The sequence below is a fragment of the Pararoseomonas baculiformis genome (genome assembly GCF_017813395.1).
Taxonomy (GTDB): domain Bacteria; phylum Pseudomonadota; class Alphaproteobacteria; order Acetobacterales; family Acetobacteraceae; genus Roseomonas; species Roseomonas baculiformis.
In genome coordinates this window covers 193,303-212,188 of record NZ_JAGIZB010000006.1, presented here as the reverse complement: position 1 = coordinate 212,188, position 18,886 = coordinate 193,303, and the positions used below count along the sequence as shown (strand labels likewise).

General features: G+C 72.5%; 21 protein-coding genes. 5 read left to right on the top strand and 16 right to left on the bottom strand.

What is annotated here, in order from left to right:
* Nucleotides 1-71 precede the first annotated feature (71 nt).
* Entirely contained in the window at nucleotides 72-1,544 is a 1,473-nt protein-coding gene (gene pdxR / locus J8J14_RS08390) for a MocR-like pyridoxine biosynthesis transcription factor PdxR (protein ID WP_209379022.1), read from the bottom strand.
* Nucleotides 1,545-1,636: 92 nt separating this feature from the next.
* Here pdxR and J8J14_RS08385 point away from each other — a divergent pair, with 92 nt between their 5' ends.
* Both J8J14_RS08385 and J8J14_RS08380 read left to right on the top strand, forming a co-directional pair.
* On the top strand, nucleotides 1,637-2,260 hold the full coding sequence (locus J8J14_RS08385) for an FMN-binding negative transcriptional regulator (RefSeq protein WP_209379021.1): 624 nt from the start codon (nucleotides 1,637-1,639) through the stop codon (nucleotides 2,258-2,260).
* Nucleotides 2,261-2,289: 29 nt separating this feature from the next.
* Complete coding sequence (locus tag J8J14_RS08380; protein WP_209379020.1) at nucleotides 2,290-2,940, top strand: LysE family translocator; 651 nt, start codon at nucleotides 2,290-2,292, stop codon at nucleotides 2,938-2,940.
* A gap of 475 nt (nucleotides 2,941-3,415) precedes the next feature.
* Here J8J14_RS08380 and J8J14_RS08375 read toward each other — a convergent pair whose 3' ends face one another.
* From J8J14_RS08375 to J8J14_RS08325, 11 genes are all read right to left on the bottom strand, one after another.
* A complete protein-coding gene (locus tag J8J14_RS08375) occupies nucleotides 3,416-3,952 on the bottom strand; it encodes an NUDIX domain-containing protein (RefSeq protein ID WP_209379019.1) in 537 nt (178 codons plus the stop codon).
* Nucleotides 3,949-4,665: a 3-oxoacyl-ACP reductase FabG gene (gene fabG / locus J8J14_RS08370; protein WP_209379018.1), complete on the bottom strand. Its 717-nt coding sequence runs from the start codon at nucleotides 4,663-4,665 to the stop codon at nucleotides 3,949-3,951. The genes J8J14_RS08375 and fabG overlap by 4 nt, the downstream gene beginning before the upstream one ends.
* Entirely contained in the window at nucleotides 4,662-5,084 is a 423-nt protein-coding gene (locus tag J8J14_RS08365; RefSeq protein WP_209379017.1) for a phosphotransferase, read from the bottom strand. Before J8J14_RS08365 ends, fabG begins: the two co-directional genes overlap by 4 nt.
* Complete coding sequence (locus tag J8J14_RS08360; protein WP_209379016.1) at nucleotides 5,081-5,863, bottom strand: beta-ketoacyl synthase chain length factor; 783 nt, start codon at nucleotides 5,861-5,863, stop codon at nucleotides 5,081-5,083. Before J8J14_RS08360 ends, J8J14_RS08365 begins: the two co-directional genes overlap by 4 nt.
* Before the next feature lie 13 nt (nucleotides 5,864-5,876).
* Nucleotides 5,877-7,040, bottom strand: a complete 1,164-nt coding sequence (locus J8J14_RS08355; protein WP_245215559.1) for a beta-ketoacyl-[acyl-carrier-protein] synthase family protein — start codon at nucleotides 7,038-7,040, stop codon at nucleotides 5,877-5,879.
* Nucleotides 7,041-7,131: 91 nt separating this feature from the next.
* The gene (locus J8J14_RS25415; protein WP_209379015.1) at nucleotides 7,132-9,453 is read right to left on the bottom strand and encodes an MMPL family transporter; all 2,322 of its coding nucleotides are present in this window, start codon (nucleotides 9,451-9,453) and stop codon (nucleotides 7,132-7,134) included.
* 165 nt (nucleotides 9,454-9,618) lie between these two features.
* Entirely contained in the window at nucleotides 9,619-11,139 is a 1,521-nt protein-coding gene (locus tag J8J14_RS25410) for an LpxL/LpxP family acyltransferase (RefSeq protein WP_209379014.1), read from the bottom strand.
* A complete protein-coding gene (locus tag J8J14_RS08340) occupies nucleotides 11,136-11,429 on the bottom strand; it encodes a 3-hydroxyacyl-ACP dehydratase FabZ family protein (RefSeq protein ID WP_209379013.1) in 294 nt (97 codons plus the stop codon). Before J8J14_RS08340 ends, J8J14_RS25410 begins: the two co-directional genes overlap by 4 nt.
* The gene (locus J8J14_RS08335) at nucleotides 11,426-12,751 is read right to left on the bottom strand and encodes an AMP-binding protein (protein ID WP_209379012.1); all 1,326 of its coding nucleotides are present in this window, start codon (nucleotides 12,749-12,751) and stop codon (nucleotides 11,426-11,428) included. The genes J8J14_RS08340 and J8J14_RS08335 overlap by 4 nt, the downstream gene beginning before the upstream one ends.
* A complete protein-coding gene (locus J8J14_RS08330; protein ID WP_209379011.1) occupies nucleotides 12,744-13,250 on the bottom strand; it encodes a hypothetical protein in 507 nt (168 codons plus the stop codon). Before J8J14_RS08330 ends, J8J14_RS08335 begins: the two co-directional genes overlap by 8 nt.
* Before the next feature lie 2 nt (nucleotides 13,251-13,252).
* The gene (locus J8J14_RS08325; protein WP_342452414.1) at nucleotides 13,253-13,528 is read right to left on the bottom strand and encodes a phosphopantetheine-binding protein; all 276 of its coding nucleotides are present in this window, start codon (nucleotides 13,526-13,528) and stop codon (nucleotides 13,253-13,255) included.
* Nucleotides 13,529-13,606: 78 nt separating this feature from the next.
* Here J8J14_RS08325 and J8J14_RS08320 point away from each other — a divergent pair, with 78 nt between their 5' ends.
* The gene (locus J8J14_RS08320; RefSeq protein ID WP_209379010.1) at nucleotides 13,607-14,539 is read left to right on the top strand and encodes a polysaccharide deacetylase family protein; all 933 of its coding nucleotides are present in this window, start codon (nucleotides 13,607-13,609) and stop codon (nucleotides 14,537-14,539) included.
* 35 nt (nucleotides 14,540-14,574) lie between these two features.
* Here J8J14_RS08320 and J8J14_RS08315 read toward each other — a convergent pair whose 3' ends face one another.
* Complete coding sequence (locus J8J14_RS08315; RefSeq protein WP_209379009.1) at nucleotides 14,575-15,690, bottom strand: THUMP domain-containing class I SAM-dependent RNA methyltransferase; 1,116 nt, start codon at nucleotides 15,688-15,690, stop codon at nucleotides 14,575-14,577.
* 146 nt (nucleotides 15,691-15,836) lie between these two features.
* Complete coding sequence (phaR, locus tag J8J14_RS08310) at nucleotides 15,837-16,463, bottom strand: polyhydroxyalkanoate synthesis repressor PhaR (protein ID WP_209379008.1); 627 nt, start codon at nucleotides 16,461-16,463, stop codon at nucleotides 15,837-15,839.
* Nucleotides 16,464-16,830: 367 nt separating this feature from the next.
* On the opposite strand from phaR, the gene J8J14_RS08305 reads away from it, so the two are divergent.
* Both J8J14_RS08305 and J8J14_RS08300 read left to right on the top strand, forming a co-directional pair.
* The gene (locus tag J8J14_RS08305; protein WP_209379007.1) at nucleotides 16,831-17,028 is read left to right on the top strand and encodes a hypothetical protein; all 198 of its coding nucleotides are present in this window, start codon (nucleotides 16,831-16,833) and stop codon (nucleotides 17,026-17,028) included.
* Nucleotides 17,025-18,278, top strand: a complete 1,254-nt coding sequence (locus J8J14_RS08300) for an alpha/beta hydrolase (protein ID WP_209379006.1) — start codon at nucleotides 17,025-17,027, stop codon at nucleotides 18,276-18,278. Before J8J14_RS08305 ends, J8J14_RS08300 begins: the two co-directional genes overlap by 4 nt.
* Here J8J14_RS08300 and J8J14_RS08295 read toward each other — a convergent pair whose 3' ends face one another.
* Together J8J14_RS08295 and J8J14_RS25405 are read right to left on the bottom strand one after the other, a co-directional pair.
* Nucleotides 18,279-18,737: a cupin domain-containing protein gene (locus J8J14_RS08295; RefSeq protein WP_209379005.1), complete on the bottom strand. Its 459-nt coding sequence runs from the start codon at nucleotides 18,735-18,737 to the stop codon at nucleotides 18,279-18,281. It lies immediately after the preceding gene.
* Complete coding sequence (locus J8J14_RS25405; RefSeq protein ID WP_280842903.1) at nucleotides 18,727-18,855, bottom strand: hypothetical protein; 129 nt, start codon at nucleotides 18,853-18,855, stop codon at nucleotides 18,727-18,729. The genes J8J14_RS08295 and J8J14_RS25405 overlap by 11 nt, the downstream gene beginning before the upstream one ends.
* Nucleotides 18,856-18,886: the final 31 nt, after the last annotated feature.

The following is an 18,886-nucleotide window of genomic DNA, read 5'->3' as shown; positions in this document are numbered from 1 at the left end:
AGAGAAGGGCTACCGGGCTTCCGGGCATAGGCTGCTCTTGAAGGCCACGGGCGCCGAAGCCGCAGCCTGCATCATCGGCAGACCTCGCTTCCGTAGCGGAAGGCACCCAGAACCTCCCCAAGTATCTGGACGCCCCGGACAATGGTTTGCGGATTGAGACTTGCGTAGCCAAGCACCAGTCCTGCCGCGTTGGGCCGGTTCGTTGCCGAAGACGGGGTGTAGAGAGGGGTAACGGGGTACACACCGAGGCCCGCCGCGCGTGCCCTGATGATCAGGCTGTCCTCCTGGTCCCTTGGTACGCCATTCAGCCAGACGACCACATGCAGCCCGGCCTCACCGCCGATCACCGTCACCGCATCACCCAGCGTGGCCGACAGCGCGGCGAGGAGCGCCGCCCGGCGTTCACCGTTGCGGCGGCGGACGCGGCGGACATGCCGCTCGTAGGCGCCGCTCTCCATGAAGTCGGCAAGCGCCTCCTGTTCCAGGCTCGGCGCGTGCCGGTCGGCCAGCCGCTTTGCCTTGGCAAAGGGCACCGACAGCACTTCCGGGACGACGGCGTAGCCGAGACGCAGGGTTGGCGAGAGCGTCTTGGACACGGTGCCGAGATAGATAACCCGCCCAGCGTCATCCATGGCCTGGAGTGTCGGGATCGGCGCGATGTCGAAGCGGTACTCGCTGTCGTAATCGTCCTCGATGACATAGGCACCGGAGCGTTGCGCCCAGGCGAGGAGTTCCCGCCGACGGCCGACCGACATGACCGCGCCGAGTGGGAACTGGTGGGAGGGCGTGACATAGGCCAGCCGTGCCGCAGGCAGACCTTCCGTCCGCATGCCCTCCCGATCCACGTTGACGGGAACCACCTCTGCTCCGGCCGCGGTGAACACCTGGCGCGCTAGACTATAGCCCGGTTCCTCCATCACGGCTCGGTCGCCCGGGTCGAGCAGCAGCCGCGCGCAGAGGTCGAGACCCTGCTGCGAGCCATTTACCACGATGATCCGCTCCGGCTCGCAGCGCAGGCCGCGGGCCCGCCACAGGTAGCCCTGCAACGCAGCCCGCAGGCGAAGTGAGCCGCAGGGATCGTCGTACCGGAGGCGTGGCTGTCGGCGCAGGATGACGCCGGTGACCGCTCTCCTCCAGGGAAGCGCGGGAAAGTCTGCTGCCGACAGATCCCCGTAGCGGAAGTCGGCCACAAGCAAGGGCGAGGTGGCGACGGAAGGCAGCGAGAACTCGGATAGCCGCCGTCCGAAAGCCGAGAGCTGGTCGTTGCTCACTGTGGGAGAGGGCCGTGCTGGCTGAGTGGAGGGTAGGCCAAGACCCCGCGCCACCTCGGCCCGAGCGCCCTGCCGCGTCTCGACGTATCCCTCTGCGATAAGCTGATCGTAGGCAGCGGTGACTGTTGTCCGGGAGACGCCCCACTCCGCGGCCAGCGAGCGGGTGGAGGGCAGCCGGTCGCCAGGACCCAGCAGGCCGGAGGCTATCTGGGCCTTGATGGTGTCGCAGATCCGCTGGGTGACCCGGGCTTGCGCGGGTGCATCCGACGCCATGGCAGAACTGGCCCTCTGTAATGCGCGAGAACTGGATGTTCCTTGTGGGCCAGGGTTCGGGCACCGTCCAGTCCGATCGAGGAGCCCTTCTGATGTACGTTCCGCCCGCCTTCCGCGAGGAGGATATCACTGCCCTGCACGGGACGATGCGGGACGCACGCCTGGCAAACCTTGTCACCGCCACGGCCGAGGGCCTGATCGCCACGCCATTGCCGCTCTTCCTGGCACCCGATGAAGGCCCTTACGGAACGCTCTACGGCCATCTGGCGCGCGCAAACGGTCAATGGAAGCTGCCGCCGATGGGCGATGCCATGGCCCTGTTCATGGGCCCGGACGCCTATGTCAGCCCCGCCTGGTACCCGTCCAAGCAGGAGCACGGGAAGGTGGTGCCGACCTGGAACTACATCGCCGTCCACGCTTATGGCCCTGCGGAGTTCTTCGAGGATTCCGACCGCCTGCTGCAGGTCGTGACGCGGCTGACGAACCTGCACGAGGGACCCCGCCCTGAGCCCTGGGCCGTGACCGACGCTCCCGAGAGTTTCATCCGGGCACAGCTCAGGGGGATCGTGGGCCTTCGCCTGCCCATCACTCGTCTGGAGGGCAAGCGGAAGATGAGCCAGAACCGAAGCGCCGAGGACCGGGCGGGGGTGGCCGCCGGGCTTGCAGCGAGTGACCGGCCCTCCGACCGGGCCACGGCGGCTTTGATCCCGACCTGACTTCTCCAGCCCTCGCCAAGGTTCCTACCGTGCCAGATCTAACTCAGCTCGCCCTCTACTTCGCCGCCGCCCTGCTGCTCGCCATCACGCCTGGCCCAGGCATTTTCTACGTCGCCGCGCGCACGCTCGCGGGTGGCCGCGCGGAGGGCGTGGCATCCAGCTTCGGGACCGGGCTCGGCGGCATGGTCCACGTGCTCGCGGGAAGCCTGGGCGTCTCCGCCGTCGTGCTCGCGAGTGCGGAGCTCTTCACCGCGCTGAAGCTGGTCGGTGCCGCCTATCTGGTCTGGATCGGGCTCCGCACCGTCCAGGCCGCTCGACGGGATGCATCGGCGGCCCTGGCCGACGGAGCCGCGGCGCCGCCGATCGGACCCCGCCGCGCATTCCGCGAGGGCGTGCTGGTCGAGGCGTTGAACCCCAAGACAGCGGCGTTTTTCCTCGCCTTCGTTCCGCAATTCGTGGATCCGGCCGCAGGCCCCGTGGCGCTGCAGTTCATGGTGCTTGGCTCCGTGTCGGTCGCCCTCAACACCCTTGCGGATGTCGTGGTCGCCTTTGCGGCGGGCGGCATCCGGGACGGCGCAGCGGCGCGCCCCGCGCTGATCCGCCGCCTCAGAGAGGGTTCGGGGGCAGCGATGATTGTCCTGGGCGTCGGGCTGGCGTTGGCGAAGCGCCCTACAGGCTAACCAATGTCCACTCCCCATCCGACCTGACCTTTGGACCTTCGGCGAGCTAGGTCCGCTTACGGGACGTCGGGTGAGACCGCCTCACGACCGCCATGGGCGCAAAGCAGAAATGGCAAGCCTAAGACTACTCCTCCGCCATGAGCGGACGTCAGGCGGACGGTCCAGGAATGTTAAAATTGAGGCCGCCCCGCGACCGCCATTCGCTTTCACGTTCGCTGCGGGGCTGCTCACTTGTGGACACTGCTACCCCATGCCGCATCTTCTTCTAGTAGTTTGGAAGGCTCGGCTGACGGTGCGCCTCCGGTCCATGACCGGAGGCGACTGCAAAGGCAGGATTAGGGGCAGAAACCCCTGCTTGCACCGTATCCGCGGCAGCCAGACGGGGTTCCAAGGGCCTCAGGCCCTTGGCGGGTGAGGTCCGGAGAGGGCAGCGCCCTCTCCGGGAACCGGCAGTTCAGGACCTGCGCCGCACCCCTCAGATCATTCCCTTCAGCCGCAGCATCCCGAAGGCCGCGATGCTCATCGCGTCCTGGATCACCCCGTCCCGCAGCATCGTCTCCAGTTCCGCCAGCGAAAAGTCGCGGCAGATCAGGTCCTGCTCGGTACTCTCGCGCGCCGTCTCGCCGCGCGTCAGCTCGGTTGCCAGGAACACGTGGCCGCGCTGGTTGCAGTAGCCCGCGCCCTGGAACATCCCGCCTGCGTACGTCATGCGCCCGGCGGTCCACCCGGTTTCCTCGCGCAGTTCGCCAGCCGCGATCTCGGCGGGGTCGGTGCCGGGGCGCGTTTCCCACATGCCCATCACGAATTCCCACATGCGCTGCTGCACGGGGTAGCGGAACTGCTCCACCAGCGTCACGCGCCCGTCCTGCACGGGCACCACCACCACGAAGTCCGAGCGCTCGACGACGCCGTAGAGGCCCTGGGAGCCGTCCGCGCGGCGGATGATGTCCTCCCGCACGCGAGTCCAGGGATTCTCGTAGGCCAAACGCGTGGAAAGCGTCTCGATCGTCACGCCATGCCCCCGTTGATGGAAATCACCTGGCCCGTGATGTAGCCCGCGCGCTCCGAGGCGAGGAAGGCGACGAGCTCCGCCACCTCTTCCGGCCGCCCCGCGCGGCGGGCCGGCACCAGGGCGCGGATCTGCTCCTTGCTGAACGCCTCCGTCGCCGGGCTTTCGATCACGCCCGGCGCCACCGCGTTCACCGTCACGCCCCGCGGCGCGCATTCGATGGAGAGCGACTTCACCGCCCCGTGCAGCCCCGCTTTCGCCGCCGCGTAATTCGCCTGCCCCCGGTTCCCCATGATGCCGGAGACGGAGGAGATGGCGATGATCCGCCCGCGCCGCGTGCCGATCATCGGCAGCAGCAGCGGCTGCACCAGATGGAAGAAGCCGTTCAGCGAGACATCCACCACGGAATGCCATTGCCGCGCGGACATGCCGGCCATCGGCGCGTCGTCATGTGTGCCCGCATTGTGCACCACGGCCTGCACCGGCCCCGCTTCCAGCAGCCGTGCCAGCGCCGCCTCGCAGGCCGCGGCATCCGTCAGGTCGAAGGCCAGCGCTTCCGCGCTGCCGCCCGAGGCGGCGATCTCCGCCGCCACGGCCCGCGCGCGGTCCGGGTTGCCGCTGCCATGCACGACCACATGGTGCCCATCCCGCGCCAGCGCGCGCGAGATGGCGGCACCGATCGGGCTCGCGCCCCCGCTGACGATCGCGCGGATCATGGATTCTCCGGAATGATGATGGCGGCCTGGCCCGAGATCAGCGGAACATCCCCGGCCAGCACGCGAAACTCATAGACGAAGCCCCGCGCCGCGCGGGACAGCGCCCGCGCTTCCACGCGCAGCTCCGCCGCCACGTCGTCCAGCCGCGCCACCTGAAGCGAGACGCCGCGCAGGCTTGCCAGATAGCCAGGCGGCTGCGCCGCGCCATCGCCGGTCAGCGCGCCATGCGCCGCCATGGCCTGCAGCGCGTATTCCACGCCGCACACGGCCGGCAGCATGCCGTCCCGCCGCAGCGGGTTGGCGGGATCGCGGTGGGACATGGCGGCGCAGAGGATCCTGTCCGCATCATGCGCGATTACGCGGTCCAGCAGGCGCATCGCGCCCGCATGGGGTACCTGCGGCATGATCGGGGGCGTCACGAAAGCCCGGGCTCCACCCCCAGCACCACCGCCCCGCCATCCAGCAGCGGCAGGCCGATCCGCTCCGCCCGGCCCGCGGCCAGCGCCTGCAGCAGGGGCAAGGCCCGCGCCGCCGGGTTGCCCGCCATCAGGGGCCCCAGCGCACCGGCCGAGGCCGGCTCCGCGCGGTCCGCCATCTCCACCGAAAGCGCCACCGGCGCATCCTCCGGCACCAGCACGAAGCCCACGCCGAAAACGCCTTCCGTCATCCGCCGCGCATCCAGCGGCGCGGTCAGCGGCGCGTCGTAGCAGCAGAACAGCACCGGCACGCGCCGCGCCACCACGGCGGCCACGGCCTGCAGCAGCCCCGCCGGGAAGCTGTCGTCATAGCCACCCAGGCTCACCGAGGGCCGCATCGACCCGACCGCGATCCCCCAGTAGCCCGCGGCGGCGTTGTGCACGGAGTTGTGGAACTGCGTGGGCGAAATGGCGCCCCCCGGCGTGGATAGCGCCTCCAGGATCGAGCCCACCACGGCGCCATCCCCGTTGGATGAGGCGAAGACCGTCTCCAGGCTCTCCGGCGCCAGGCCCGATGCCGCCGACGCCTCGGCTGCCACGGCCAGCGCCAGCCGCACCGCCGCGCTGGTGCGCCGCCGTTCCGTCGGCGGCAGGGCGGCAGGCGGCGGAAGCGCCACTGGCCCCGGCTCCCAGGGCGCCTCGCCCGTCAGCACGGCCTGGCTGGCCGCCCAGCCCGGCAGCCCGGGGCCCAGCAGCCCTACCCCCACGATCCCGCATCTCACGGCAGAAGAACCCTCACGCCTGCCCGATCACGAGGGCGCAGTTGCTGCCGCCGAAACCGAAGGAATTGCTCAGCACGCGCCGCACCGGCGCCCGGCGGTTCTCCACCGCCACATCCACCCCGAAGCCCGGATCGGGCAGTTCCACCCCCAGGCAGCCCGGCACCAACCCGTCGGCCACGCAGATCGCCGAGATCACCGCCTCCAGCGCGCCGGAGGCCCCCAGCGTGTGCCCTGTCCAGCCCTTGGTGGAGGAACAGGGCACGCGATCCCCGAACAGGGCGCGCACCGCATTCCCCTCCATCGCGTCATTCGCCCGCGTGCCGGTGCCGTGCATGTTGATGTAGTCCACCGGCAGGTCGCCGGCCGCGGCCAGGGCGTCGCGCATGGCCGCCACCGCGCCCAGCCCCTCGGGATGCGGAGAGGACATGTGATGCCCGTCCGCGCTCGCCCCCGCGCCCAGCAGGGCCACGCTGCCCGGCGGCGCATCCTCCAGCCGCATCAGCAGGGCGAAGCCCGCCGCCTCGCCGATCGAAATGCCGTCGCGGTCCGCCGCGCAGGGCCGGCAGGCGGCCTTGGAAAGCAGTTCCAGCGAGTTGAAGCCGTGCAGCGTCATCCGGCAGAGCGTGTCCACCCCGCCCACCACCGCGGCATCGCACAGCCCCGCCGCGATCATGGACTGCGCCTCCAGGAAGCTCCGCGCCCCCGAGGTGCAGGCGGTGGAGATCGCCACCGCCGGCCCGCGCAGCCCCAACCGCGCCCGCACATAGCGGGGCAGCGCGTAGAGATCATGCGTATGGGCGAAATCGAATTCCGGCGGCAGCGCCCCGTCCCCGTCCCGCTTCGCATAGGCCGCCTCGGTTTCCGCGATGCCGGAGGTGCTGGTGCCCATCACCACAGCCACCCGCTGCGCCCCGAAGCGGGCGGCCGCCGCTTCCGCGGCCGCGGCGAAGCCGTCCTGCGCCAGCCCCAGTTCCGCCAGCCGGTGGTTGCGGCAATCGAAGCGGCGCAGCCCCTCGGGCAGGGCCACATCCTCCAGCCCGGGCACCCGGCCCACCCATATCCCCTCGGGCATGCCCGGAAGATCACAGGGCGCCAGCCCGCCCCGGCGCGCATGCAGGGCTGCGCGGGTCGCGGCCAGGCCCGTGCCCATGGCGCTGGTGGCGGTGAAGGCCGTCATTGCGAGGGGAGGAATGGTCGAGTGCATTTCACCGCTGTATCGCATCGCGCCCCATCCCTGTGCAGCCAGGAATCGGCGGGATTGCGGCGCTTTAAGCTCGCGCCCCCGCCCGTGGTGCCAGCAGCAGCGCCAGGATGAAGGCCGCGGCCACCCCGGCCGAGACGGTGATGCCGATGCCGCGCAGCACCGGCGTCTCGCACAGGGCCAGCATTCCGAAGGTCAGCAGGGTCGTCACCGTGCAGGTCATCACCGCCCCGGCGGTCCGGGCCGCTTCCTCCGGATCGCGGGTTGCCGCGCCCAGGAACAGGGCATAGTCCAGCCCCACCCCCGCCATCAGCAGCAGCGCGACCAGGTGGAAGGGCGTCAGCCGCTCCCCCAGGGCGGAGAGCACGGCAAGCACCACCAGCACTGCCCCCGCGATCGGCGCCGCCCGCAGCAGCGCCGCCCCGCCCCCGCGCAGCCCCAGGCCGAGCAGCGCCAGCACCCCCAGCGCCCCCACTCCGCACCAGATCAGCGCCTCCGCCGTGGTGTCCGCGATCATCGCCTCCGTCTCGCCCTTCACATCCACGAAGAGCACGCCGGGATCGGCCAGCCCGGCCACCGCCGCCCGCACCGCGCCGGCATCCTGCACACCGGAGAGCAGCCCCATTCCCACCCATCCATCCCCGCGCCGGGACAGCAGCGGCGAAAGCCGGGTGGAGATCAGCGGCGCCACCGCCATGGCAGCGGTATCCAGCAGGGGCAGCCCCCGGCTCTCCTCCACCGCGTCCAGGAAGGGCGCGAAGGCGCCGGGGCGGAAGGGCAGGCCGCGCATCGCCCCGGCCAGCCGCGCCTCCAGCACCGTGCGCTCCGGCATGCCCGCCTGGCGCGCCGCCTGGGTCGCCCGGCTGGGCAGGTAGCGGCTCGGCAGTTCCAGCCCGCCCAGCCTTCCATCGGCCAGCAGCGGCGCCAGCGCCCCGGCCACCCGTTCCGAGGCGCGCAGCACCGCCTCCTCGCTCGCGCCGCGCAGCGCGACGAGATGCCGCACATCCGGCGCCCCCAGCTGCGCCCGAAGCAACGTGTCCAGCTCCTGGTCCGCCTTGGGCACCGGGCTCAGCCGGGCCATGTCGTCCTCCCAGCGGGGCGGGCCAGCCAGTGCCAGCCAGACCAGGGCCAGCGCCACCAGCGCCGCGGCCAGCACCGGCCGGCCGGATGCACCCTGCAGCCCCCGCATCACCGCGCCGGGCAGCGGCCGTGCCGGCACGGCATCCGGCGCCAGCCAGGGCAGCCCCCAGCGCGTCACCCCCGCCCCCGCCAGGAGCCCCGCCGCCCCGAACAGCCCGAGCTGCGCCAGCCCCGGGAAGCCGGAGGCCATCATCGCCACCAGCCCCAGCGCCGCAGCCCCCGCGGCCAGCCGCAGGGTGGGCCAGATCCGCCGCGCGGCATCCGCCATGGCCTCGCCCGGCCGCCGCCCGGTCAGCAGCAAGATCGGGTAGTCCACCGCCACGCCGAGCATGGTCACCCCAAAGCCCAGCGCCGCGCCCTGCAGACGCCCGAACACCAGCGCCACGGCCAGCGCCCCGGCTAGGGTTCCCGCCAGCAGCGGCACCCCCACCACCAGCAGCAGGGTCGCCGAGCGGTAGCGCCAGACCAGGAAGCCCAGCAGCAGCACGGCGGAGAGGATGGCCATCCGCTCCACATCGGCCCGCACCGCCGCCGCCGCGCTGGCCGCGAAGACACCGGGGCCGGAGAGCAGCAGCCGCGCCTCTCCCGGCCCGGCTCCCTCGAAGGCCGTGCGCACCGCCTCCACCGCCTCGCGCTGCGCCTCGGTATCCGTGCCCAGCGCCTTGCTGCGCGCCACCATCAGCGCCCGCGGCGGCCCCTCACCCGCGAACCAGGCACCGTGCCGGACCTGCACGGAGCTCCCGCCCAGCCAGCCCTTGATGGTTTCCAGGAACAGCCCGGTCGGGTCCGCGAAACCCAGCCGCGCCAGCACGCCCGACAACGAGGAGCGCAGCCCGTCCAGCAGCCCCTCCAGCCCCTTCCGCAGCGCCGGCTCCGCGAAAGCCCCCTCGGAATTCCCGAGCAGGTAGCGGTAGCGGAACAGCAGCGCCTGCTCCGGCTCCGTCAGGTCCGCCGTGCCATTGCCCACGAAGGCGAAGCGCCCCGTTGCCCGCAGCGCCTCCCCCATGGTGCGGGAGATCCGCGCCAGCTCCGCCTCCTCCGCCCCCTCGATGCCGGCGAGCAGCAGCGTGGTCGCCGCCCCCTCCCGCAGCTCGGCGAGCAGGAAGGCGGCCTCGGGCGTCTCCGCCGGGGGCAGGAAATCCGCCATGTCCGTGCGGATCTCGACGCTGCGGAACAGCAGCGCGCCCAGAAGCGCCAGCACGCCCAGCGCCAGCAAGGGGCGCAGCATGCCGGCCGGAACGAACTTCATCCTGTGCGATATCCTGTGCTGGCCATTCGCGCCGGGGGCTCCGGGGAGCCAGCCGGACCGCGCCATCTCTCCACGCTTCCCGCGGAGGCATGCCGGGAACCCCGGCGATCGTCATCCGGCCCGCGCTGCCAGATGCGGATGGCCCGCGCCACCGCAAGGGGCCGCTCAGGGCCGATATGTGATCCGCATCACCGAGGATTCGTTCCCCTCGGTCTCGAACTGCGCGATGCGCCCGCCTGAGCCGCGGATCTCCACCCGCTGCACCACCGCCCGCACCCGCACCGAGAGCGGGCTGAGCCGGATGGTCCAGTCGGGGACCGATCCCTCGAACCGCACCTCGTAATGCTGCCGCAGCACCGCCAGGTCGCCGGCCAGGGTGGAGCGGATAGCCTCCACCAGGGCCCGCATCTCCGGGGCCTGGTCCAGCCGCACCTCCTGCCGTTCCCGGCCCGCCCGCTCATAGACCAGCCGGTCGCCCGAGACCGTCACACGCTCCGGAAAGGGCTCCACCACCCGCTTCTCCAGGGTGGAGGGCGCCTGCCAGAGCAGTGTTCCCCGGCTGGGCAGCGTATCCGCCAGCCCGGCGATGGACTTGCTCTCCTCGAACTCCGCCTCCGTGCGCCGGGTGGCGGCCAGGGCGGCCATCACCGCCTCCAGCCCGCCCGGCTGGGCCTGGAAAGGGGCCTGGGCTTGGGCGGGCACGGCCAGGAAGGGCAGCCCCAGCACCGCGCGGCGCGCCACCCCGGCCGACGAAGGGGGCGCGGGCACCGGGGCGGCCTCCCCCATCTCCTCCCAGAAGTCGTAGAAGTTGAACCAGTTCTCCGGATGCGCCCGGGCCACCGCCTCCAGCCGCTCCGCATAGCGGGCCGCCACCGCGCGCAGGTCGGCCTCCCGCCGGGCGCGGTTCAGCACCACGCGCTCCGCGAATTCCTCGAAGATGATCTCGTAGCGGCGCGGCCCCTTCCAAATGCCGAAGGCCAGCATCACCGGTGCGCCCAGCACCGCTGCCAGGATATGCGGCCCCGCCGGGAAGGGCGCGTTCGCACCCAGGAAGGGCAGGGGCACCACCCGGTCCTCCCCCACCGCCGGGCGGCGGTCGGCCAGGATGCCCACCAGCCCCCCGCGCTCCAGGCATTCCTTCGCGCGCAGCATGGAATCCGGCTGCCCCAGCGGCACCACCTGCTGCGCCTTTTCCTGCGACAGGGCGGAGAACACTTTGTTCGCCAGCCGGGCATTGGCCTCGTACATGAAGGCCATCACCTCCACCGGGCAGCGCCGCCCGGCGCAGCCATCGGCCAGCGCGCGCATGGCGGTGAAGCTGCCGAGATGCGCGCCCAGCAGCACGCAGCCCTGCCCCGCCGCGATGCGCGCATCCAGCGCCTCCAGGCCGGAGACGCTGATCCGGAACCCCCTGGTTTCCCCGCGCAGGAGATAGACCCGGTCCAGCATCGTCGCCGCGAAGGCGAAATAGGGGCGCCAAAGGTCGCGCCAGCCCGGCTCCCGCCCCAGCGCCCGCCGCTGGAAGCGCCGCATCGCCGCCTTCTGCCGCGGGGGCGCCGAGAGGAGGAAATAGGCCGTGACCGGGAAGAGCAGCGCGTAGGAGACGTGCCAGCCCATGAAGCGGGCGATCCAGGCCATCAGCCGCAGGGCGAAGCCGCCGCGCTCCCGCTGGTTCAGCCAGCTCATGCGAGCTCCCCCTGGAAGGCCAGGCTGCCCCCCACATGTCCGGTGAAGGCCAGCCGCCCCGTGGCGCCGCGCCGCAGGGCGATCTCCACCACCTCCTCCGGCAGCACGGGCCGCAGGAACTTGGCCGAGGGCAGCCGCGCCCCGGCCTCCAGCCCCGCCTTCCGCGCGGCCTCCATCACGCCATCCAGCAGCACCACGCCCGGCACCACCGGCCGCCCCGGGAAATGCCCGGGCAGGCAGGGATGATCCGCCGGCACCACGAAGCGGGACGCCCAGGGCCCCTCGCTCACCCGGACGCTCCGTCCGGCAGGGCGGCGCGCAGCGCCTCCAGGCTGTGGCGGGTGATCTTGCCCACCGCGTTTCGCGGCAACCGCTCCACCATCACCACGGGGCGCGGCAGGAACACGGATTCCACCCGCTCCCGCAGCGCCGCCACGACCGCCGCGCTCGTCATGCCCGGCGCCACCACATAGGCCGCCAGCCGCGCGGCCGGATTGGCCTCCAGGTCCTCGGGCGCGACGAAGACCCCGTCCTCCACGCCCTTGATCTCCGAGAGCACGCGGTTCAGCCCGGCCAGGGAGGCCCGCTTGCCGCCCCGCTTCACCATGTCCCCGCGCCGCCCGATCAGGCGGAAGCGCCCATCGGCGCCCATCTCCACCAGATCCGCCAGGGGAACCGGCGCGGGCAGGCCGGGCACCAGCGCCTCGGCGCCCTCGGTGCCATCCGCCCGCAGCGCCACCCCGTCATAGAGGCGCCATTCCTCGCCCTCCGTGGTGCGGCGGCTGGCGATGGAGCCCATTTCGGTCGCGCCATAGATCTCGAGCACCGGCGCACCCAGCACCGCCTCCGCCTCGGCCGCGAGCGCGGGGGAAAGCGGCGCGGTGGCCGAGATCACGGCGGAGATCCCGGGCACGTTCCCGGCCAGCAGGGCCCGCAGCTGCAGCGGCGTGGTCACCACCACGCGCCGCCCCGGCGCGGCCGCCACGGCCTCCGCCACCTCCACGGGGTAGAAATGCGGGCCGGAATGCACGGCCATGGGCGCGCGCAGCGGCAGCACCATGGTCGTCTCGAATCCATACATGTGCTGGGCCGGCACCGTGCCGACGAGGGTGGCCTGGTCCGCCGCATCGTCCAGCCCGAAGCGTGCCGCCGCCGCCTGCGCGGCCGCGACCAGCGCCGCCCATGGCTTGGCATGCGCCGCCGGCTCCCCCGTGCTGCCGGAGGTGAAGCCGATCGCCGCCACCTGCTCCGCCGGGATGGCGAAATTTGCCCCCTCCCCTTCGCCCCAGGCGCCGGCGAGGGTGGAGGGAAGCACCACCTCCACCCCGTCCGAGATGGCATGGGTGCCGGGATAGCGCGCCGCCAGCTCCCGCTGCCGGTGCGCCGAGCGATCGGCCGAGAGCAGCGTCACCTGTCCCCGCGCCAGCGCCGCGCCGAAGCCCACCAGCGCCAGGTAACGGTCCGCGCACAGGTTCAGCGCATAGGGCGCATCCGGCAGCCGCGCCGCCAGCGCCGCCACATCGGCCAGGAAGCGCCCGGCGGTCACCGGCACGGCGCCCAGCCGCGCCAGCACATCGCCCGGCGCGCGGTCCAGGAACGGGATCTCAGCCATGATGCGCGCGCTCGGCCCGCAGGATCGCCGCCAGGGTCTGCGTCGGCCAGGCAATGCCGCCCGACGGGAAACGGATGCTTCGCACCACATGCTCCCCCAGGAAAAGGGCCAGGATCGCCGCTTCCGGCCAAAGGCCCAGGTCAAAACCGGCCCAGAGGGCCAGGAACTCCACCACCGAGACAAGGCCCAGCGCCACGGCCCAGAACAGGGTCAGCCCCCGGGCATAGCCCGCGCATTCCGCCGGGTCACGCCGCGGGTCGAAGCGGGTGTAGCGCGCGATCAGCGGCTCCCGCCCCGGGCGCAGCGTGCGGGCGAAGGCCCAGGCGAAGCCCGCCGTCCACAGCGCCGGCAACAGCGCCCAGGCCAGCGCCACCTCGTCCCGGATCGCGGCCGGCCAGGCCTCCTCCGGCAGGAGGGGCAGGAGGAGAAGGGGCAGGAGCGACCAGAGGCGCCAGCCCCCTGCCCTGCCACCGCCGGCAGCCGGGCCCCGCACCGGCATGCTCAGCCCACCCGGTTCTTCTCGATATGCGCCGCCAGGCTGCGGAGCGAGGCGAAAATCCGCCCGTTCCGCTCATCGTCGGAGCGGAGCTGGAAGCCGTATTGCCGCGAGATGGCAAGCGCCATCTCCAGCGCATCGATGCTGTCCAGCCCCAGCCCGTCCCCGAAGAGCGGCGCCTGGGGATCGATCTCCTCCGGCTGGATCTCAAGCTGCAGCGCGCTCACGATCAGCGCGGCCACTTCCGCCTCCAGCGCCGTCATCACGCTTGTCGTACTCACCCCTTCGTCTCCACCCTGGTCCGGTCAGTCACTTACGGATAAAGCACACAGAATGGTGAAGCGCCGCAAAAAAGCTCCGTGACAGCCCAGGAAAACCATCTCCAGAGACCAGCGGCCCTCTCCCAGGCCTGCGAGCCCGGTGGAATCTTCGCGGCTGTCCCACGGGAACTGAGCTTCACGGCCGACATCGAGCCAAGCCCGACGGATCGCAGCGGCACGCGCCACCTGGCGGCCACCGCCGCCCTGATGGACCTGCTGGACGAGAGCGGCGCCCGCGGCACCTTCTTCATCCTGGGAGAGGTGGCGGATTCCGCCCCCGCCCTGGTGCGCGAGATCGCGGCCCGCGGCCATGAGGTCGCCTCCCACAACCAGACCCACCGCTCGCTGGAGGAACTCGGCCCCAGCCGCCTGCGGCAGGAAGCCTTCCGCGCCCGCGCGAGGCTGCAGGACCTTTCGGGCCAGGCGGTGCCGGGCTTCCGCGCGCCCTATTTCTCCGTCACCCCTCGTACCGAATGGGCCGCCGAGGTGCTGCTGGAAGCGGGGCATAGCTATTCCTCCTCCGTCCTGCCCGCCCGCGGCTTCCTGCACGGCCACCCCGGAGCGCCGCGCCAGCCCTTCGCCTGGCCCTGCGGGCTGCTGGAGCTGCCAGCCCCCGTGGCGCGGCTCGGCCCCATGCACCTGCCTGCCCTGGGCGGCATGTATCTGCGCTACCTCCCTGGCTTCGACCTGCGCCGGATCCTTCCCAGGCTCGAAGGCCCCCTCGCCTGGACCTACTGCCACCCCTACGACATCGACGCGGCGGAGCCCTTCCACCGCAGGCCCGGCCACGCCCTGGCCGCCTGCGTCTTTCTCTGGGCCAATCGCGGGGTCAGCGCCCGCCGCCTCCGTGCCCTCCTTGCCGGCCGCGCCTCGGTGCCCCTGGCGGAGCGGCTGGAGGAAGGCTGGGCCCTTGCCCGCGCCCCGGCCCTTGCCGGACCGGGCGCGCAGGCCGGGCTCGTCCCGGCTGCCTGAAGCGGGCTCGCTTCTGTCCCGATCGCCGGGACAGGTCAGGCCAGCGGCCCCGTCCGGAACAGCGTCACCCGCAGCCCGCCATGGGGCACCGGGGCCTCCACCGGCAGGAAGGGCAGCCCGGTGGCATGGGCCAGCTTCGGTTCACTGGTGACGATCCCCACCCGCCATCCCGCGAAGCGGCTCCGCAGCACCTGCCCGAAGGCGCGGTAGAGCGGCAGGAGCGCCGCCTTGTCGCCGAGGCGCGAGCCATAGGGCAGGTTGGCGATCACCAGGCCCGGCGGCCCTTCCGGCGGGGTCACCTCGCTGATCGCGGCCTGCCGGAAGGCGGTGAACTCGGCCACCCCCGCGCGCCCGGCATTGGCCTGGCTCATGGTGATCGCGCCGGCATCCCGGTCGCTGCCATGGAAGCGGGCCGCCGGCACGCGCATGCTCTTCACCGCCCGCATCCGCTCCCAGGCCTCCGCATCAAAGGTCGCGAGCCTCTCGAAGGCGAAATGGCGCGCCCGGCCCGGGTTGAGCCGGGCCGCGATCTCCGCCGCCTCGATGACGAAGGTGCCGGAGCCGCACATCGGGTCCAGCACGGGCTCGGTGCCCTCGAAGCCGCATTGCCGCAGGAAGAGCGACGCCATGGTTTCCCGCATCGGCGCCGCGTTCACGGCTTCCTTGTAGCCGCGCTTGTGCAGCGGCTCGCCCGAGGTATCGACGCTGATGGTGCAGATGTCCTGCTCGATCCGCACGCGGACGAGGACGCCCTCCTCCGGCGAATGCGGCGCGCCCAGTGTCTCGCGGATGGCGGTTTCGATCCGCTCGGCCGCGGCGCCACTGTGATAGATGCGCGAGCCCGCGCAGGAAGCCTCCACCCGGAACGGCACATCCGGGCGCAGGACGGTGGCCCAGGGCACGCGGCGCGCACGGGCATCGAGCTGGGCGAGATGGGTGACGCGGAAGGAATCCAGCCGCGCGAGCACCCGCCCGGCCCCGCGGATCCACAGATTCGCCCGCCAGGCCTCCGGCCAGCCGCCCCGGATGACCACGCCGCCGGGCACGGCCTTCGGCTGGTTGAAGCCCTTGCCCCGCACTTCGGAGAGCAGCACGGGTTCCAGCCCCGGAGCCGCCGCGAGGAAGATCTCGAACATGTCGTCTCGGGTCATCGCGCCTGCATGGCTGGAAGGGGAAGCTCGCAGCGCCGCAAACCCGGAGCCAGGGGCCCGGGCCTTCTAGACCGGGTGCAAGGCCGGGCGAACCGAAAACGAAGGAGAACGGACCAGGGGGCGCATGGCCCCTGGCGAAGCCTGCGTCAGGTCCCGGTGCCGCGCCCCTGGCGCAGCGTGGCCAGTTCCTGCCGCAGGGCCGCGATCTCCTCGCGCATGGTTTCCACCTCGTCGGCGGGCGCGGGCTGGCTGGGCGCGCCGCCGCCGGCGCCGCGCGGGAAGGGCGAGAAAAGGCTCATCGCCCGCTCCAGCATCGCCAGGTTCTGCTTCCCCATCTCCTCGAAGGGGGCGAAGGCGTTGAACCCGCCCATGGCGGAGCCCATCGTCTCCTGGGCGACGCGGCGCATATCCTCCTGCTGCCGGGCGAAGGTGCCCATCGTCACCTCCAGGTAGCGCGGCACCACGGATTGCAGGCTGTCGCCGTAAAGCCCGATAAGCTGGCGCAGGAAGGGAACGGGAAGCAGGTTCTGCCCCTTGCTCTCCTGCTCCACGATGATCTGGGTGAGGACGGAGCGCGTGATGTCCTCGCCGGACTTGGCGTCGGAGACGGTGAAGTCCCGCCCCTGCCGCACCATGCCCGCCAGATCCTCGAGCGTGACGTAGGAGGAGGTCTCGGTGTTGTAGAGGCGCCGATTCGCGTATTTCTTCACCACCACGGGCGGGCGCCCCGCGTTCTCCTGGATCGTGTCCTGCGACGCGGTGGGCTCGGCCATATGCGGTCTTCCTCCCTGATGTGGTCCCGGAACCTGATCTCTCACATCCTTGCGCCCGGGGCGGGTAGCCGCCTTGGTGCCGGGCCCGCCTGTGATGCTAGACCCGCCATGCCGCGCTGCGGAAGAGCTTCGCGACGGATGCGCCCCATGCCCGGCCCCCCGGGCCCTGGGGCGCGGGATCAGGGATGCCAGCCGGGGAATGCATGAACGGTTCGGAAAACACCGGTTCGTCCAGCGAAATGGGCTCGGAAGAGGCGCCGGACCTGGCTCGGCTGGCCGCGGACTGGATCGCCCTCTGGCAGGGAGAGATGGCGGCGATGGCCATGGATCCCGAACTGATGGCCGCCTGGGCCGCCGCCTCGGCCCAATGGATGCGGAACTGGGCGCCGCCGCAGCCCGTTCCCGGATTCGCCTGGCCCGCCAGCCCGCCCGTGCCGCCGGGCTGGATGCCCTCCTGGCCACCCGCACCCTCCATGCCGCCCGGCATGGGCGTCTGGCCTCCTGCGTGGCCTCCCGCCTGGCCGCCCGCATGGCCCGCTCCGCCGGCCGGCCCCGCGCCGCATGACCCCCCGCCGCGGCCCGCGTCCCCTGCCGGCCCATCTCACCCTGGCGATGGGCCGGGCCTGGCTGGCGATCGCCGCGATCCCGGCGGGGAGAACGCCCTCCGCACCCGGCTCGACGGCCTGGAACGCGAGCTGGCCTGGCTTCGCGCCGCGCTCGGCGGCGGCCAGGGCGGAACGCGACCGGATCCTGCGAAGCCCCGCCGCCGCTGACCCGGATGCGCTGCGCGCCGAGGTCTGGCGCCGGCTCTGGCGGGAGGATGCCGCGCTCATCCGCGGCATCGCCGCCTACCGTAGCCATCCCTGGCGGCGCGACCTGCCCGACCCGCCCAGCCTGTGGTCCGAAGGCCCCGCCCGCATCCTGGATTACGGCGGCGCCGGCCCCGCCGCCCTTGTCATCCCCTCCCTCATCAACCGCGCGACCGTGCTGGACCTGATGCCGGGCCATTCCATGCTGCGCTGGCTGGCCGGGCAGGGTATCCGCCCGCTCCTGCTGGACTGGGGCAGCCCCGGCATGCCCGAGCGCGGCTTCACCCTCACGGACTGGATCGCGGGGCGGCTGGAACGGGGGATCGCCGCCGCCGCGGCCGCCACGGGCGGCCCGCTGGCCCTGGTGGGCTATTGCATGGGCGGGCTGCTCGCCCTGGCGGCCGCCCAGCGCCAGCCGGGCCTGTCCCGCGGCCTCGCCCTCCTCGCAACGCCCTGGGACTTCCACGCGGGCGGGCCGGAGGTGGAGGCGCGCGCCCGCGGGGCGTCCTCCCTCCTCCCGGCGCTGGAACCGCTGATGGCGGCCCATGCCGCCCTGCCGGTGGACCTGATCCAGCTTCTCTTCGCCGGGCTGGATCCCTTCGGCATCGCCCGGAAGTTCCGCGCCTTCGGCAGGCTGGACCCCACCTCCCCCCGCGCCGCGCATTTCGTGGCGCTGGAGGACTGGTTGAATGACGGCATCCCCCTCCCCGCCCCCGTGGCGCGCGAATGCCTGGGCGGCTGGTACGGGGCCAATACCCCCGCGCGGGGCGAATGGCGGGTGGCCGGCGCCCCGGTGACCCCCGCCGCCTGGCGTGGCCCCGCCTTCCTCGCCATTCCGCGCGGGGACCGGATCGTGCCGCCGGAAAGCGCCCGCGCCCTGGCCGCCCAGCTCCCCGGCGGGGCAGTGCTGGACGTGCCCGCCGGCCATATCGGCATGGCCGCGGGCATGAAGGCTGAGACCGTGCTCTGGCGACCCCTGCGGGACTGGGTGCGGGCCCTGCCCTGATCAGCCCATCAGCGGCCCGATGATGCGCTGGTTGAAGCGGCGGCACACCGCCTCCACCGCCGCCGGGTCATGCGGCACGGGCAGCGCGGCCAGGGCGGTGAAGAACCGGTCGTGCCGCCCCGGGGTGGAGACCAGCAGCATCCGCGCCGGCCCGCCTTCGGCCCGGAACCCATGCGCATCCCCCCGCCGCACCGCGATCCGCGCCCCCGCCACGGCCGTCACCTCCCCGCCCCCGGCCTCGCCGAGGTCGAAGCGGAACCGCCCCTCCAGCACCAGGAACAGCTTGTCCTCGTCGAAGGAGGCATGGAGCGGCGCGCCGTGGTCCGCCTCGACCCGCATGTCCAGGATGGTCACCGGCGGATCCTCGCCCCCGGCCAGGATCTCGGCCGCGATGCCGGAGAAGCGGGCAATGCCCTGCGGAGCCAGCCGCCCGGTCGGTGGAAAGCGCTCAGCCGCCATGGGCCAGGCCCCCGAGCAGCACGATGTCGCATTCCGCCGCGGCCATGCGGCGGGCCCGGGGCGGCCTGTCGTCGTGGCCCGGGAGGTGACGGGTGTTGAAGGGAAAGAAGGCGCTCATCGCCGCCGGCACTCCGTTTCCTGGGTGCCGC

Excerpts from the sequence above, each read along its gene's own strand:
- pdxR (WP_209379022.1), bottom strand. The coding sequence starts at position 1,544 with ATGGCGTCGGATGCACCCGCGCAAGCCCGGGTCACCCAGCGGATCTGC.
- J8J14_RS08385 (WP_209379021.1), top strand. The coding sequence starts at position 1,637 with ATGTACGTTCCGCCCGCCTTCCGCGAGGAGGATATCACTGCCCTGCAC.
- fabG (WP_209379018.1), bottom strand. The coding sequence starts at position 4,665 with ATGATCCGCGCGATCGTCAGCGGGGGCGCGAGCCCGATCGGTGCCGCC.
- J8J14_RS08355 (WP_245215559.1), bottom strand. The coding sequence starts at position 7,040 with ATGACGGCCTTCACCGCCACCAGCGCCATGGGCACGGGCCTGGCCGCG.
- J8J14_RS25415 (WP_209379015.1), bottom strand. The coding sequence starts at position 9,453 with ATGAAGTTCGTTCCGGCCGGCATGCTGCGCCCCTTGCTGGCGCTGGGC.
- J8J14_RS25410 (WP_209379014.1), bottom strand. The coding sequence starts at position 11,139 with ATGAGCTGGCTGAACCAGCGGGAGCGCGGCGGCTTCGCCCTGCGGCTG.
- J8J14_RS08335 (WP_209379012.1), bottom strand. The coding sequence starts at position 12,751 with ATGGCTGAGATCCCGTTCCTGGACCGCGCGCCGGGCGATGTGCTGGCG.
- J8J14_RS08330 (WP_209379011.1), bottom strand. The coding sequence starts at position 13,250 with ATGCCGGTGCGGGGCCCGGCTGCCGGCGGTGGCAGGGCAGGGGGCTGG.
- J8J14_RS08315 (WP_209379009.1), bottom strand. The coding sequence starts at position 15,690 with ATGACCCGAGACGACATGTTCGAGATCTTCCTCGCGGCGGCTCCGGGG.
- phaR (WP_209379008.1), bottom strand. The coding sequence starts at position 16,463 with ATGGCCGAGCCCACCGCGTCGCAGGACACGATCCAGGAGAACGCGGGG.
- J8J14_RS08305 (WP_209379007.1), top strand. The coding sequence starts at position 16,831 with ATGGATGCGGAACTGGGCGCCGCCGCAGCCCGTTCCCGGATTCGCCTG.
- J8J14_RS08300 (WP_209379006.1), top strand. The coding sequence starts at position 17,025 with ATGACCCCCCGCCGCGGCCCGCGTCCCCTGCCGGCCCATCTCACCCTG.
- J8J14_RS08295 (WP_209379005.1), bottom strand. The coding sequence starts at position 18,737 with ATGGCGGCTGAGCGCTTTCCACCGACCGGGCGGCTGGCTCCGCAGGGC.
- J8J14_RS25405 (WP_280842903.1), bottom strand. The coding sequence starts at position 18,855 with ATGAGCGCCTTCTTTCCCTTCAACACCCGTCACCTCCCGGGCCACGAC.